The organism is Leptothermofonsia sp. ETS-13, from assembly GCF_049200465.1.
GTDB lineage: Bacteria > Cyanobacteriota > Cyanobacteriia > Leptolyngbyales > Leptolyngbyaceae > Leptothermofonsia.
Genome location: NZ_CP120836.1, coordinates 5,444,962 through 5,458,893, shown reverse-complemented (window position 1 = coordinate 5,458,893; position 13,932 = coordinate 5,444,962). Strand labels below are relative to the sequence as shown.

The 13,932-nt window shown below is 44.2% G+C and carries 13 protein-coding genes; 12 read left to right on the top strand and 1 reads right to left on the bottom strand.

Annotation, left to right across the window (positions count from 1 at the left end; translation table 11 throughout):
• The gene (locus P4D80_RS24870; protein WP_421656730.1) at positions 1-2,247 is read left to right on the top strand and encodes an N-acetylneuraminate synthase family protein; all 2,247 of its coding nucleotides are present in this window, start codon (positions 1-3) and stop codon (positions 2,245-2,247) included.
• Here P4D80_RS24870 and P4D80_RS24865 read toward each other — a convergent pair.
• Positions 2,244-2,345 (bottom strand): DUF4351 domain-containing protein, encoded by a 102-nt coding sequence (locus tag P4D80_RS24865; protein WP_421656729.1) that lies wholly within the window; start codon positions 2,343-2,345, stop codon positions 2,244-2,246. The genes P4D80_RS24870 and P4D80_RS24865 overlap by 4 nt on opposite strands.
• 277 nt (positions 2,346-2,622) lie before the next feature.
• Between P4D80_RS24865 and P4D80_RS24860 the strand changes: the two genes are divergently transcribed.
• From P4D80_RS24860 to P4D80_RS24810, 11 genes are all read left to right on the top strand, one after another.
• On the top strand, positions 2,623-3,759 hold the full coding sequence (locus P4D80_RS24860; protein ID WP_421656728.1) for an alpha-2,8-polysialyltransferase family protein: 1,137 nt from the start codon (positions 2,623-2,625) through the stop codon (positions 3,757-3,759).
• Positions 3,759-4,805, top strand: coding sequence for a glycosyltransferase family 2 protein (locus P4D80_RS24855; protein ID WP_421656727.1), 1,047 nt, complete (start codon positions 3,759-3,761; stop codon positions 4,803-4,805). The genes P4D80_RS24860 and P4D80_RS24855 overlap by 1 nt, the downstream gene beginning before the upstream one ends.
• Before the next feature lie 26 nt (positions 4,806-4,831).
• Positions 4,832-5,815: a polysaccharide pyruvyl transferase family protein gene (locus P4D80_RS24850; RefSeq protein ID WP_421656726.1), complete on the top strand. Its 984-nt coding sequence runs from the start codon at positions 4,832-4,834 to the stop codon at positions 5,813-5,815.
• Between the two features lie 68 nt (positions 5,816-5,883).
• The gene (locus P4D80_RS24845) at positions 5,884-6,873 is read left to right on the top strand and encodes a polysaccharide pyruvyl transferase family protein (protein WP_421656725.1); all 990 of its coding nucleotides are present in this window, start codon (positions 5,884-5,886) and stop codon (positions 6,871-6,873) included.
• Between the two features lie 12 nt (positions 6,874-6,885).
• Positions 6,886-7,596, top strand: a complete 711-nt coding sequence (locus tag P4D80_RS24840) for a TylF/MycF/NovP-related O-methyltransferase (RefSeq protein WP_421656724.1) — start codon at positions 6,886-6,888, stop codon at positions 7,594-7,596.
• 51 nt (positions 7,597-7,647) lie between these two features.
• Positions 7,648-8,883, top strand: coding sequence for a glycosyltransferase family 4 protein (locus tag P4D80_RS24835; protein ID WP_421656723.1), 1,236 nt, complete (start codon positions 7,648-7,650; stop codon positions 8,881-8,883).
• 3 nt (positions 8,884-8,886) lie between these two features.
• On the top strand, positions 8,887-9,885 hold the full coding sequence (locus tag P4D80_RS24830) for a glycosyltransferase family 2 protein (RefSeq protein ID WP_421656722.1): 999 nt from the start codon (positions 8,887-8,889) through the stop codon (positions 9,883-9,885).
• A gap of 13 nt (positions 9,886-9,898) precedes the next feature.
• Positions 9,899-10,798, top strand: coding sequence for a hypothetical protein (locus tag P4D80_RS24825; protein ID WP_421656721.1), 900 nt, complete (start codon positions 9,899-9,901; stop codon positions 10,796-10,798).
• Complete coding sequence (locus tag P4D80_RS24820) at positions 10,798-11,913, top strand: glycosyltransferase (RefSeq protein WP_421656720.1); 1,116 nt, start codon at positions 10,798-10,800, stop codon at positions 11,911-11,913. Before P4D80_RS24825 ends, P4D80_RS24820 begins: the two co-directional genes overlap by 1 nt.
• Complete coding sequence (locus P4D80_RS24815; RefSeq protein ID WP_421656719.1) at positions 11,910-12,953, top strand: exostosin domain-containing protein; 1,044 nt, start codon at positions 11,910-11,912, stop codon at positions 12,951-12,953. The genes P4D80_RS24820 and P4D80_RS24815 overlap by 4 nt, the downstream gene beginning before the upstream one ends.
• Positions 12,943-13,929, top strand: a complete 987-nt coding sequence (locus tag P4D80_RS24810) for a glycosyltransferase (protein WP_421656718.1) — start codon at positions 12,943-12,945, stop codon at positions 13,927-13,929. Before P4D80_RS24815 ends, P4D80_RS24810 begins: the two co-directional genes overlap by 11 nt.
• Positions 13,930-13,932: the final 3 nt, after the last annotated feature.

Genomic DNA, 13,932 nt, shown 5'->3' with positions numbered 1-13,932 from the left:
ATGATCATCGAAAAGAATCTTGCTAAATATATCGTCTTTGCTGAAGACAATATCATCAACGCACTCAAAAAAATTAGCGACAACAAAAGTCGGATCATCTTTTCCGTTACTGAGTCCGGTGAATTGGAAGGGATTGTAACCGATGGTGACTTTCGCCGCTGGTTAGTGCAGCAAGACACCATTAATCTGAATCAGCCCGTTTCCCGAATTAGTAACAAAAACTACAAGTTTGCCCACCATACAGATAACCCGGAAAAGATTCAATCCTACTTTTCTAATGAGATTGAGTTTATTCCACTACTCGATCACAATCGACACCTGGTTGCGATCGCCCGTCGCAGATCCGATGGAATTCGTATTGGCAACTTCACGATTGATGCCCACTCTCCAGCATTCATTATTGCTGAAATTGGTAATAACCACAATGGTAACCTCGATTTAGCCAGGCAATTGATTGATGCAGCGATCGCTGCTGGAGCAGACTGCGCCAAGTTTCAGATGCGGGATTTGAAATCACTCTATCGCAATGCAGGTAACGCCAACGATGCCAGCGAGGATCTGGGTTCCCAATATACCCTCGATTTACTGTCCCGGTTTCAACTCACACCAGAAGAAATGTTTACCGCGTTCGACTATTGCAAAGCGCAAAACATTCTGCCTCTGTGTACCCCCTGGGACTTAGAAAGCCTTGCCATGCTAGAAGACTATGGCATGGAGGCCTATAAAGTCGCCTCGGCTGACCTGACCAACCACGAATTGCTTACCGCTCTGGCAAAGACTGGCAAACCAATTCTTTGCTCAACTGGAATGTCCACCGAAGCAGAAATTGCTGAAACTGTTCGACTGTTACAGCGCCTGGGAGCTATGTACGTTTTGCTGCACTGTAACTCCACCTATCCCGCACCGTTTAAAGATGTCAATCTCAACTACCTGGATCGGTTGAAGGAAATTGGCGACTGTCCCGTGGGTTACTCTGGCCATGAGCGGGGCATTTATGTGGCGATCGCTGCTGTCGCTAGAGGTGCCAAAGTAATTGAAAAACACTTTACCCTCGACAAATCGATGGAGGGCAACGATCATAAAGTTAGCCTGCTGCCCGATGAATTTCGCTCGATGGTGGAAGGTATTCGTCAGGTTGAACAGTCCATGGGGACGGGGGCGGAACGGCGACTCAGCCAGGGCGAACTGATGAACCGGGAAACTCTGGCAAAAAGTTTAGTGATTAACTGCGATCTACAACTGGGACAGATCATCACAGCGGATATGATCGAGATTAAAAGTCCTGGACAGGGCTTACAACCCAATCGCAAACAGGAGTTGATTGGTAAACGGGCTCGTCGCACCTTCAAGGCGGGCGACTTCTTCTTCCCCAGTGACCTGGAAGAGTCAAAAGTAGAAGCCCGTCCCTACCGATTCAAACGTCCCTGGGGAGTGCCTGTCCGCTACCATGACTTCAAAGCACTACTGACAAAGACCAGCCCTGATTTGCTGGAATTTCACCTCAGTTACAAGGATTTAGAACAAGACATTCACCAATACTTTGATCAGTCCTACAATCTGGACTTTGTTATTCACAGCCCAGAACTGTTTGCAGGTGATCATCTTTTAGACCTGTGTTCACCCGATGAAGCCTACCGTCAACATTCGATCGCTGAACTACAACGAGTCATTAACCTGACCCGGCAGCTAATTCCTTTCTTCAAAAAAGCTGGCCGCCCCTGTATTGTCACTAACGTGGGTGGATTTACGGTCGATGCTCCGCTCCCTCTTTCCGAACGGGGCAGGCTCTACAATCTGCTGCTGGATAGCCTGTCACAACTGAATATGGATGGTGTAGAAATCATTCCTCAAACGATGCCACCCTTCCCCTGGCACTTTGGTGGACAACGCTACCACAATCTATTTGTCGATCCCCAAGACACGGCAAAATTCTGTCAAGAGAACGGATACCGCATTTGTCTCGATGTCTCCCACTCTAAACTGGCGTGTACCCACCACAAGTGGTCATTCAAACAATTTGTGGAACAGGTGGGTCCCTACGTCGCCCACCTGCACATTGCCGATGCCCAAGGAATTGATGGGGAGGGGCTACAAATTGGGGAAGGTGAAATCGATTTCCCGGCTCTGGCAGAAGATCTGGACAAAACCGCTCCCCAGGCGTCGTTTATTCCTGAAATTTGGCAGGGACACAAAAATGATGGAGAAGGGTTCTGGTTAGCTCTGGAACGGTTGGAAACCCTATTTTAAGGATGTGCCAGCAGCCATTCCTCCAAGTCAGCCAGACTGAAAAAATCGAGGAGAGCTTCGCCTACAGCTTTCAGTCGGGGGAAGAATAGCAGAAGCACACCATCCAGTCATCCTACCACTGTAATCTCCAGAAAAAATTTTTGGGAGAGTCAGTTGTTGCCGGGATTTGTAACCTTAAAGAACACATAATTCTTCACGGTTTGTCCTGAAAGAGTGAGACAAAGACAGAAGAGAAGGATAGGTTTTGCCCTTAAACCAAACTACCAGGCCATGTTAGTTAATATCCATTTTTCTTCTTTACAAAAGAGACAAGACTGGCAAGGAAACTAGGTTTACCGGGGTGTCCTTTACCATGTTCTACCATCTTCTGAAGTTATGAGGATCCGGTTTGCGTTTGTCAACGGCATCTGGCAGCTATGTATGGTAGTTGCAGCCTTTCAACAGGAACAGAAAAACAATCCTGGCATTGCTTACAGGGATTATTTAATTCTCTACAGTCGTAAAACGGCGAATTTAGAACTGATTCAATTCGTAGAAACTATTAGTGGTCTATCTTGGCATTGGCATGGCACTATTTGGGTCAATTGGACAAGTACCGATTGGAATCGAAACGTTGCTAAGGAACAGCATTCGTCTGTTCATCAGATACTGACTGCTTTCAACCTTACTCATACTTCTCAGGTTGATGAGATCTGGTTGTGCAAAATCCAATTTTTAGATGAGCGACTATGTGCTGACATATTTTCTAAAGCAACTATTTATCTATATGAAGATGGGCTACATACCTATGCGCCAACAAAGTATCTAGTTGAATTTCCCCCTGTTAACCTGTTGAATCTAAGAGCAACGCTAATCAACTACAAACACCTCCTTCAGAAATGGCTTTCAAATCAGCTTGACTGGCAGCATGAGGGTGTAAAACGCAGCCATATTCGGAGAATTAAAACATTTTACTCAGTCATAGGGAAACAACTTCCAATTCCTCTTGTTCTTCAAAATACTGACCTGAAAGTTGTAGAGCCTTCCCTATTACAAACCTTCTTTTCAGGTCTGTATTACCGGCTGCAATGCCAGTTTGCGCTAGAATCGGCTTCTGGAAAAAAGAATGCTCTTTTGCTGGGATCTAACCTCAGTCATCTCCACTCCTTTCCAAGACAGCATGAGGTTGCTGCCTTCGCAACCGTGATCCAAAAACTGACTGAGCAGGGATACATCATCTACTGGAAAGAACATCCTCGCAACCGAAAACCTCTCTTTGATGACCTCCAGGGAATGGTGTCTTCTGATAATCTGGTGTACCTGTCAGGAGAGCAGAAGATCCCTATCGAAGTTCTGGTTTCTGAAAATAAGGTTGACCTGTGTTGTTCTACACTTAGCAGTTCCCTGTTCTACTTGAAACAAATCTATGGCATTAAAACAGTGACCTGTGTAAGACCTTTACTGCCTTACCTCAAGGGCGACTTTCTCAAGCTATCGGAGCTAACTCTGGCAAATATTGAGGAGGCTGGCTAATGAATTGGAACCTTCGCGATCGCCCCCTCATCTCGGTCTTGCTTCCTTTCTATAACAGTGAAAAGTATTTGGAAACGGCGATAGAAAGTATTTTGAACCAGACCTGTCGCCAGTTTGAGCTATTGCTACTGGATGATGGCTCTACTGATTGCAGTTTCGTGATTGCCCAAAAATATGTTCTACGCGATCCGAGAGTTCAGTTTTATCATCATCCAAACATGGGTTTATGCAGGACGTTGCAGAAGGGGGTCGGTTTGGCAAAGGGTAAGTACATTGCCAGAATGGACGGGGATGATATTGCTGAACCCAAACGATTTGAATTACAGATAGAGTATCTGGAACAACACCCTGATTGTGTTGCTTTAGGGACTGCTCTAACAGTGATTGATCCAGATGGTGATGTACTGTGTACACCCCCTATCACTCAGGAGCATGATCGGATTGTTCGAGAACTCCTGGAATGGAAGGGAGCACGTATTTGCCACCCGACGGTGATGATGCGAACAGATGCGGTGAGAAAAGCAGGAGGTTATACACAGGAATATCATTTTGAGGATGTTGATCTATTTCTGAAGCTGGCAAAATATGGCAAGCTAGCAAATTTGCCAGAACGACTCCTCCAATATCGTTGGCACATTGGTAGCATTTCCCATACCCGCGATCAGTTAAGAATCCAGGAGATTAAGCAACAGATTTATCAGCGGGCGATCGCAAATCTTCAACTATCCTCTGACGATGATGTAGATGTAAAAGACTTCTCATCTCTGAATTCTAAAGAACCTGTACAACTCAATGCTTCTCCAGCCTGCGATCCGCAGTATGAAGCCTACTGCCGATGGTGTTTAACTGCCCGTAAATCTGGTTTCTACAACACCAGTTTCAAATATCTGTCAAAACTCTTAAAGAATTACCCGATGGCTCCCAAAACCTACTGGACTGCGCTGAATTTTGCTCTGGGAGAACAGCAGGGAGCTGTCATCTGGAACTCATTAATTTCAGCTAAACAAAAACTTCTATATGTCCGACAACTCATGTCCAGAGCTTAGTGTTTCTACCTGTTTCAGGCTTACAAATGAAAATTGCAGTTTTTGGCTACTATCATCAATTAAATTATGGGGATGACCGTTTGGGGCAAGCGCTTGTTCACGCCTTGTATCCTCACAAAGTTGTACTATTTCCTCACCATGAAGAACCCCCGTCAATGGACTGGTTTGATTTTATCTTAATTGGTGGTGGTGGTTTAGTCTGGGCAAGAACAGGAATCTGGTCAGATATAACCCGATGGTTAGGGAAGAGTAAGAAACCGTTTGGTGTTGTAGGTCTGGGAATCAATGAATTAAATGCTGACTTAAAGCCGGATCTTCTATGGATGGTTGAACACTCCAAACTATTTATTGTTCGGGATCAAAAGAGTCATCAACTATTGGACTATCACCCTAAAGTAAAAGTTCTGCCCGATTTGACCTGGATGATTCCTTATCCACCAAGGGCAGAAGTTCCTCAAAATGATGCGATCGCGGTCAGTCTAGCATCCAGGCATCCTCAAGGATATGACCCAACAGCCTGGGGGAAACTGATTCAAAATATGGGCGAGGTAGTCCCTTTTCCACTCAGATTTGCTCCCTATTGTGAGTCAGATATTTTTCAGAAACTTGGTTTTGAGAAGGTTCCTCAAGAGTTTTCAATTAAGCCCCTTTATGAGTGTCCATATTTGATTGGAACAAGATTCCATTCAGTGATATTTGCTCTACAGATTGGAACCCCTTTCATTGCTATTCTTTATGATGACAAAGTGAGAAGACTTTTGGATGACAATGATCTTCTAGATTTAGGTATAGGAATATTTGATTTTGATAAGTTGTCATTTAAGTTGGATTATCTCAAAGAAAATATTCACCATATTTCAGAACGTGTTGAAAAAGTCGGTAACCAGCTTAGAGATGATGGAACAAAGTTACGTGAAATATTGAATTCAACTATTCAGGAAGTTAGTCAATCAGTTTCCGTTCAAAAACAAGGTTTTCTACAAAGAATAAGAAGGTCATTACGAACATAGCTGTTATTTCTACTTGATTAGTGAATTGCATCAATAGATTTACTTGCTCTCGACCAGGAGGAGGATACATGAAGATTTGTTTGTTTGACCCAGGAATTGAAAGTCACGATGGTTCTTATAGTTCAAATCTTGGTGATCTAATTATCCAGGAGGCTGTCAATCGAGAGTTGAATGAGATTTTTAGAAATCAGGAAATTATTCGGTTTTCAACTCATTCCTTCCTGGAACCAGAACACCTTAAAACAATCCGTGCTTGTCCACTCATTATTGTAGGAGGTACAAACTTACTTTCATCTAACATGGATGCGTACAGGCAGTGGAGACTTTCCCTTCGACATGCATTTAGAATTCGGAGAGCTATTTTATTCGGTGTTGGCTGGTGGCAGTACCAGGAAGATCCTAACCTATACACAAGGTTTTTCCTAAAAACAGTTTTATCCGGAAAATTGAATCATTCTGTCAGGGATCGCTATACGCTGAAAAAGCTGCAAGCGATTGGAATCAACAATGTTATAAACACAGGTTGCCCTACTATGTGGCCTCTTGCGGGCATTCGTTCTGAAGAATTTCCGCGTGAAAAATCTAGTAATGTACTGGTAATGCTAACTGATTACAAGAAAAAGCCTGATTTAGATAGAAGGCTGTTAGAGTTGTTGCTTGCCAAATACACCAATGTATATGTCTGGCCCCAGGGTAGGGGAGATAAGCAATATATTTCAGATCTGAACGTTCCAGTCACTTTATTGGAACATTCTTTGTTATCTCTAGATCAGTTTATTCATTCTGGTATTGCATTTGATTACATTGGCACGCGACTTCATGGGGGGGTGCGCTGTCTTTGTGCCAGAAAGCGATCGCTAATTTTAGAGGTTGATAATCGAGCAAAAGAAATTGCTCAAGATACTGACCTGCCAACTGTTGAGAGAGATAATTTTGACTATATTAGTCAGTGGATTGATGGCAGTTCAACGCCTGAAATCAAGTTAAATATGGAAGCTATCCAACAATGGAAGAGTCAGTTCATCCAGGTAGTTGACAAAGCTAGAAGTGCAGCTTAAATTAGGAATTTTATGCTCAAAACTATTAAAGCGTCCATACGTCAGCTTATCAATAGGCGGGATCGAGAACTTCTTGATATTGCACAAAAAGTTACTGATAGTCGCCTTAGTTACTTAGGAATCAGTGCGCTTTATGATCTGGCAGAAGTTGCTAGAAAAAACGAGCGAAAAAATATCAAAGGTGCCATTGTTGAGACTGGATGCGCTCTTGGAGGTTCTTCAATTGTGCTTGCCTATTCAAAAGCACAACAAAGAGAGCTTTTTGTGTATGACATTTTTGGTATGATACCTCCTCCTTCAAATAAAGATGGTCAGGATGTTCATAACCGCTATGAGGTTATTTCCAGCGGAAAGTCGTCTGGAATTGATGGTGATCAGTATTATGGCTACATCGAAAATTTATATGAAAAAGTCATCAATAACTTCGCCTCCTATAATTTTGATTTGACCAGAGATAGAATTCATCTGGTTAAAGGTCTTTATGAAGAAACACTGAAAATCAGCTTTTCCATTTCTCTCGCCCATATTGATTGTGATTGGTTTGATTCTGTTCTACTATCATTGCAAAGAATCGAACCCAACTTAGTTTCGGGTAGAACATTAGTAATCGATGATTACTACACCTATTCTGGGTGTAGAGATGCTGTAGACAAATACTTTAAAGATAGGAAAGATCAGTTTATATTTACTCAAAAAAGCAGGTTACACATTGTTAAAAAGTAAATGCTATGAGCGAAAAATACCTTCCAGAAATATTTAATTTAAGCCCTTGCTATGAACGTTCTACAAATTAATCAATTTGATTTTTTGGGTGGAGCTGCGATCGCAGCTTATCGACTCCATCAGGGCTTAATTGCTAAAGGCTTTAGCTCAAAGCTACTGGTTGGCGCCGCTAAGACGGGAAGTCGTGCGGTAGCTGTCATTCCTCGAAAATACCGTCTGGAAAACCAACTGTCCCGACTGACATCCCCTTTGGGTCTCAACAATGTTAACCTCCTGGGCGCTTTTGATATCCCAAAGCATCCCTATTACCAGGAAGCGGATGTGCTCAATTTTCATAACTTACACAATGGTTACTTCAACTATTTAGCGCTTCCTTCCCTAACAAAAAACAAACCCGCTATTATCACCCTCCACGACATGTGGAGCTTTACAGGTCACTGTGCTTACAGCTTTGGCTGCGATCGCTGGAAAACGGGTTGTGGAAAATGTCCCCATCTTGATGCCTATCCATCCATTTCAAAAGATTGTTCTCACCTGGAGTGGAAGTTAAAAGACTGGGTCTACAGCCGTTCTCGTTTAACGGTTGTCACTCCAAGCAAATGGATGGCTGAACAGGCAAAACAAAGTATGTTGAAGCGCTTTCCAATTCATCACATTCCCAACGGAGTTGATACAGAAGCTTATCAACCTCTCGATCCAGAAGTATGTCGGGCAGCACTTGGGATTCCAGGTAACAAAAAAGTTCTCATCTTTGGTGCACAACGCTTGACCGATTCTCGTAAAGGCGGAAATTCTTTACTGGAAGCCCTGCAAAAACTGCCTGATTCCATCAAAGCTGAAATCGTTTTGCTCACCTTGGGAGATGGTAGTGAGGGAATTTCAACGATGATAGGAATGCCAATTTTCAACCTGGGCTACGTCAGTAGCGATCGCCTTAAAACGGTTGCATACTCCGCTGCCGATTTATTGGTTTTCCCAACCCGTGCTGATAACTTGCCCATCGTTTTGCAAGAGAGTATGGCCTGTGGCACTCCCGCAGTTTCTTGCAAAGTTGGTGGGGTCCCTGAATTAATTCGTCCTGGTGTGACCGGATATCTGGCGGAACCAGGCAATCCTGCTGATTTATGCAAGGGCATCCTGGAACTACTGGAAGATCATGCCCTTCGCGATCGCCTGGGTCAGCACTGTCGTGAGATTGCCGTTCAGGAGTATTCTTTAGAGCTTCAAGTGAAGCGCTACACAGACTTATACCAGCAAGCGATAGGACAGTTCTCCGGATGCTCTTGAGGAATGATGATGCAAATTGATCCAGCACTCCTACCAAAGAATGTGACCAATCCACTACTGAATGAAATTAGCCAAAGGTGGTTAGACTACAGCCAATCCCTGGTAGACAAACCAGCAGATGCTAGTAAATATCCTCGCATTAGCATCGTCACCCCTAGCTACAACCAGGGGCAATTTCTTGAACAAACGATTCTATCTGTGCTTTGGCAGGGTTATCCTAACCTTGAATACGTCATTATCGATGGAGGCAGTACTGATAATTCGGTCGAAATCATCAAGAAATACCAGAGCTACTTAACCTACTGGGTCAGTGAGCCAGATCGAGGGCAAAGCCAGGCGATTAACAAGGGCTTTGCTCGCTGTACCGGCGAGATTATGGCATGGCTGAATAGTGATGATTTATATCTCCCTGGCGCTCTGTATCATGTTGCTGCTCTATTCACGAGGAAAAAAGTAGACATTGTTACAGGAGCATGGATTTCTTATAAACACGAGACTGAGGAATTCTTAGGAACACGTGCCTGTGGAGTGGGGGTCCATCCAACAATGGCCGTGATGCTGGCTCATCAAGCTTACCTGGGTCAGCATTCAACATTCTGGTGTAGAAAAGTTTGGGAGACTGCAGGACCACTTGAAGAAGACTTACACTTTGCCATGGATCACGACTTCTTTTTGAAGTGTTGTGACCACCATTTCAACTTTAAACTCACCCCCTTCCAACTAGCAGCCTTTCGCCGATATGCCGACCAGAAAACAGGAGCGTGGCAAAAATATACCGCTGAAAGCGAAGCCAGGATTCAGTTGTACACGCAACGCCCGGAGTGGCAAAGCCTTACTGGAAAATTAAAGCTACAAATTGCAAAAAAGTTGGTTTCATGGGCACACCATCGTAATAAGCATCCTCGTTTGGGTCTGGTTCCCCAGTATGACAAGGAATTGATCGGGAAATGGCTGGCTGACCTGCGTAAGGTCTGTAAGAAGAACACAGTTGTTGAGCAATAAGGAACATCGATCTATGTCACTGGGTTCTCTGGTGCTCAAGCTTCGGCAGAAATATCAACACGGTCTACACACCGCCTACTATCGAGACACGGTAAGAAACCGTATTTTAAAGACAAAACCTATCACGAGTACCACAGATAAAACCTGTGAGATCCATGTTTTTACATGTTCTCAAGATTGGCTAAATCTAATCTGGGCACTCAAATCCTTTTATCATTACTCCCAGCGTCGCTATGCTCTCTGCATTCATGATGATGGCACGCTGACCTCAGGCGATCGCGCCATTCTGGAATACCATTTTCCTGATGCCCGCCTGATTGAGCGAGAGCAAGCCGATCGCCGCGTTCTGGCAACGCTACAAAACTATCCTCGTTGTCTGGAGTTCCGCAAAACCAATCATCTGTCACCCAAGGTATTTGACTTTCGCGAGTATCTGGAGAGCGATCGCATGTTGCTGCTTGACAGCGACGTTCTCTTCTTTGCAGAGCCAACAGTACTCCTGCACCGCATTGAAGATCCCAACTACCATTTCAATACCGTAAATGGCGATGTTGCCAGTGCTTACACCGTAGAACCCGAAGTAGTCAAAGCTCAATTGGGGTTTGAAGTCATTGACCGGTTTAATTCGGGTCTCGGTTTGATTCACAAACAATCCATGCAACTCGACTGGATCGAAGAATTCCTCAGTTTGCCCAACATCATTGGTCATTTCTGGCGAATTGAGCAGACCCTTTACGCACTTTTCAGTTCCAAATACGGCGTAGAACTATTGCCTCCTGAATACGACGTACATCTGGATGGCACCATCAACGGTTCACCCAGTCGCCACTATGTTGGTAAAATTCGGCACCTGATGTATCGCGAAGGTATCCAACATTTGGTTAAAACTGGCTTTTTTAGGGAGCTACAGTGATGGCTACTGCCTGTATTGGTGCTCCAACAATGCACATATTGATGATGCCCGACTATCGCATTGATAATCCCTATCAAACTCTGCTGGCAAAAGCACTGGAGGCAGAAGGCGTACATATTCAATTTCCAGTGGGTTATCGGCGTGTATTTCCCATTTTTCGAGCAGTAAAATCCAGTCCAGTTCCAATTGATGTCTTACACCTGCACTGGCTGAATCCTTATCTGAAAGGAAAGAATTGGCTGGTTCGCTTGATTTATACCCTCAAGTTTTTATTAGATGTCCTGATTACGAAATTGTCAGGTGTAAGAGTGGTATGGACTGTTCACAATGCTCGCTCTCACGAAGCTCTCTTTCCAGCACTGGAACTGTGGGCACAGCAAGCCCTTGCCAGACTGTCAGACAGGCTAATTGTTCATCACAATGCTGCCGTAGATGAAATTGTTCCCATGTATCGATTCTCGCCTGCTAAAGTGAGCGTCATCCCTCATGGCCACTACCGCAACAATTACGGTCCAGCCGTTGATCCACAATTTGCAAGAGAAATACTAGAGCTTCCCACAACTGGGCGAATTTATCTGAATTTAGGAATGCTTCGTCCTTATAAGGGCGTTGAAAATCTGCTAAACCTCTGGCAAACCCATGCAGACCTGGTGGCGGGACATACCCTGTTGATTGCAGGAAAACCGCTTGATGAAGCCTACAAACAACGTTTAACAGAACAGGCTAGCCAGACCCAGGGAGTATTACTCCGCGCTGTATTTGTTGAAGATAGCCAAATCCCGCTTTATTTTAGTGCCGCAGATGTTGTTGTGCTGCCATTCGAGCGAATTTTGACCTCTGGTAGTTTACTGTTGGCTATGTCCTATGGCAAACCCATTATTGCTCCTCGCACGAACGGCATTGCCGAAACTCTAGGAAAAGCAGATAAGCTACTTTACGAACCAACTGACGAACAGGGTCTTTTGCATGCGTTTAAACGAAGTATGCAGACAGACTTGAATGAATTAAGTGAACTGGTTAACAAAGAGTGCGATCGCCTGGACTGGACCGCGATCGCACATAAAACTCATCAACTGTACCAGGATATCCTGACGCCAGGAGGAGGAGCATCATGACTCAACAGGTGGGTATTTGGGCAGCCAGTGTCGAGTTTCAAACTTATACCATTGCGAGGGCAGCGGCATCTTGCGGTTGTCCAGTTTTTGTAATTACAGCCCCAAAAGATAACGTTGCCCATTTAGGTCATTCGTTGTACTACGACAAACTCGAAAAACTTCCACATGTCAAAGTTTTAAATAGTTGGGAGGGTCTCCATCTGGATTGGCTTTACATTCAGGTCAGTTCTGATTTACCAAAAAGTGAATTAGCAGAAGCCATTAAACATTCCCAACATATTGGATTGTTTTCTAGTTGTGGTAAAACTTCTTTAATTAAAACGCTACTGAGCCAGGTTAAAGAGATTATCAAATACTTTCCCATCACCCTTAAAGCAGAGCGAGTATTTCTGGCGGATGGCTTCTATCCGATCGATCTATATAGTATCTGGGCAAAACGCTATTTGATGGGAATCGATGTTCATTCCAATTTTTTGGATAATCCTGATTTATTACTCAAAATGTTTGCATTTGAGTGGAAACCTGAAACCACTCGAAAATATCAATTGAACTTTATTGGAAACCGAAAACCTCAATTTAGGACTGAGCTAATTAACAACATCAAATCCTATCTTATTAGTCAAAATCTATGGAATTCATCTGAGCATCTCTGGATTGAGTACGGTGACGATCCAGGCGAGAAGCGTGGCGTTCCTCCTGCTGAATTTATTCACTACCTGACAGAATCTGATTTCACATTGTGCCCTCCTGGTTATGCAAAATTAACCCATCGAGTGATAGAAGCTCTAGTTAGAGGCAGCATCCCCGTTCTTCATGCTGAAGAACTGGAACTATATGACAGTCACCTGCAGGACCAGATCAACTGCCTTGCGGTCCATCATGGCAATTGGGTAAAGGCAATTGACCAACTCATCCATATGCCTGAGTCCCAAATTGTTCAAATTCGTTCTAACATTCTGGCCATGAAGGAAGACATTCTTTCTAACGAAGCATTCTCCAGAAAACTAAGCACCAAGATGGGACTTGTCTATGAACCCTAAAGTCAGTATTCTTATTCCCTGTTACAACGCTGATCGCTGGATTGCTAAAGCGATTGAAAGTGCATTGAACCAGACATATCCCTACAAAGAAGTTATCGTTGTCGAAAATGGTTCAACCGATCGCAGCCTGGAGGTCATCCAGGGCTTTGGCGATACTATTCGCTGGGAAACCGGACCCAATAAAGGGGGAAATGCTGCCCGCAATCGTTTGCTAGAGCTGAGTACTGGTGAATGGTTGCAATACCTGGATGCTGACGATTATTTGCTTCCTGACAAAGTTGAGAATCAGGTTCGTTTTTTGTCCCAATTGCCCTATGCAGATGTTGTCTATAGCCCCAGTATTTTCGAGTATTGGACTGGTGACAGTGCACGACAAGAAATCCTGCCGATTCCTCAACCCCACGACCCGTGGATACTCCTGGCCCGCTGGTACTTACCCCAAACTGGCAGCCCTCTCTGGCGAAAGCAGGCAATTGTTGATGTGGGTGGATGGAACGTTGATCAACCCTGCTGTCAGGAGCATGAGTTATATCTTCGCTTGTTGAAAGCTCAAAAACAATTTGAATACTTCAGCAACCCTGGCTCTGTTTACCGTCAGTGGAGTGAATCAACCGTTTGCAAGCGGGATAAATCAGAAACTTATCGCCAGCGGTTAGCCATTCTTGATCGTGCAGAACAGCATTTGCAGGAGATTAACAAACTGACGCATCCCCGGCAGAATGCAATTAATCAGGCCCGGTTTGAGTGTGCTCGAATTATCTGGTTGTCGAATCCAACCTGGGCAGACCAGATTATTACCAAGATTCATGCAACCGAAAAGAATTTTGTTCCGGGTGGTCATGCAGCTCCAGCTAACTACCGTTTAACCTATCGACTATTTGGGTTTGGTGTGGCTGAAGCGATCGCCAAAGCCAAACGAGATTTTCAGAACGCGATCGCCCATCTCAAAACGAAACCTTTCCTAAAGCAGGCTTAAGCG

Bases quoted from the DNA above. Each gene is read 5' to 3' on its own strand.
- P4D80_RS24870 (WP_421656730.1), top strand. From the start codon at position 1: ATGATCATCGAAAAGAATCTTGCTAAATATATCGTCTTTGCTGAAGAC.
- P4D80_RS24860 (WP_421656728.1), top strand. From the start codon at position 2,623: ATGAGGATCCGGTTTGCGTTTGTCAACGGCATCTGGCAGCTATGTATG.
- P4D80_RS24855 (WP_421656727.1), top strand. From the start codon at position 3,759: ATGAATTGGAACCTTCGCGATCGCCCCCTCATCTCGGTCTTGCTTCCT.
- P4D80_RS24850 (WP_421656726.1), top strand. From the start codon at position 4,832: ATGAAAATTGCAGTTTTTGGCTACTATCATCAATTAAATTATGGGGAT.
- P4D80_RS24845 (WP_421656725.1), top strand. From the start codon at position 5,884: ATGAAGATTTGTTTGTTTGACCCAGGAATTGAAAGTCACGATGGTTCT.
- P4D80_RS24840 (WP_421656724.1), top strand. From the start codon at position 6,886: ATGCTCAAAACTATTAAAGCGTCCATACGTCAGCTTATCAATAGGCGG.
- P4D80_RS24835 (WP_421656723.1), top strand. From the start codon at position 7,648: ATGAACGTTCTACAAATTAATCAATTTGATTTTTTGGGTGGAGCTGCG.
- P4D80_RS24830 (WP_421656722.1), top strand. From the start codon at position 8,887: ATGATGATGCAAATTGATCCAGCACTCCTACCAAAGAATGTGACCAAT.
- P4D80_RS24825 (WP_421656721.1), top strand. From the start codon at position 9,899: ATGTCACTGGGTTCTCTGGTGCTCAAGCTTCGGCAGAAATATCAACAC.
- P4D80_RS24820 (WP_421656720.1), top strand. From the start codon at position 10,798: ATGGCTACTGCCTGTATTGGTGCTCCAACAATGCACATATTGATGATG.
- P4D80_RS24815 (WP_421656719.1), top strand. From the start codon at position 11,910: ATGACTCAACAGGTGGGTATTTGGGCAGCCAGTGTCGAGTTTCAAACT.
- P4D80_RS24810 (WP_421656718.1), top strand. From the start codon at position 12,943: ATGAACCCTAAAGTCAGTATTCTTATTCCCTGTTACAACGCTGATCGC.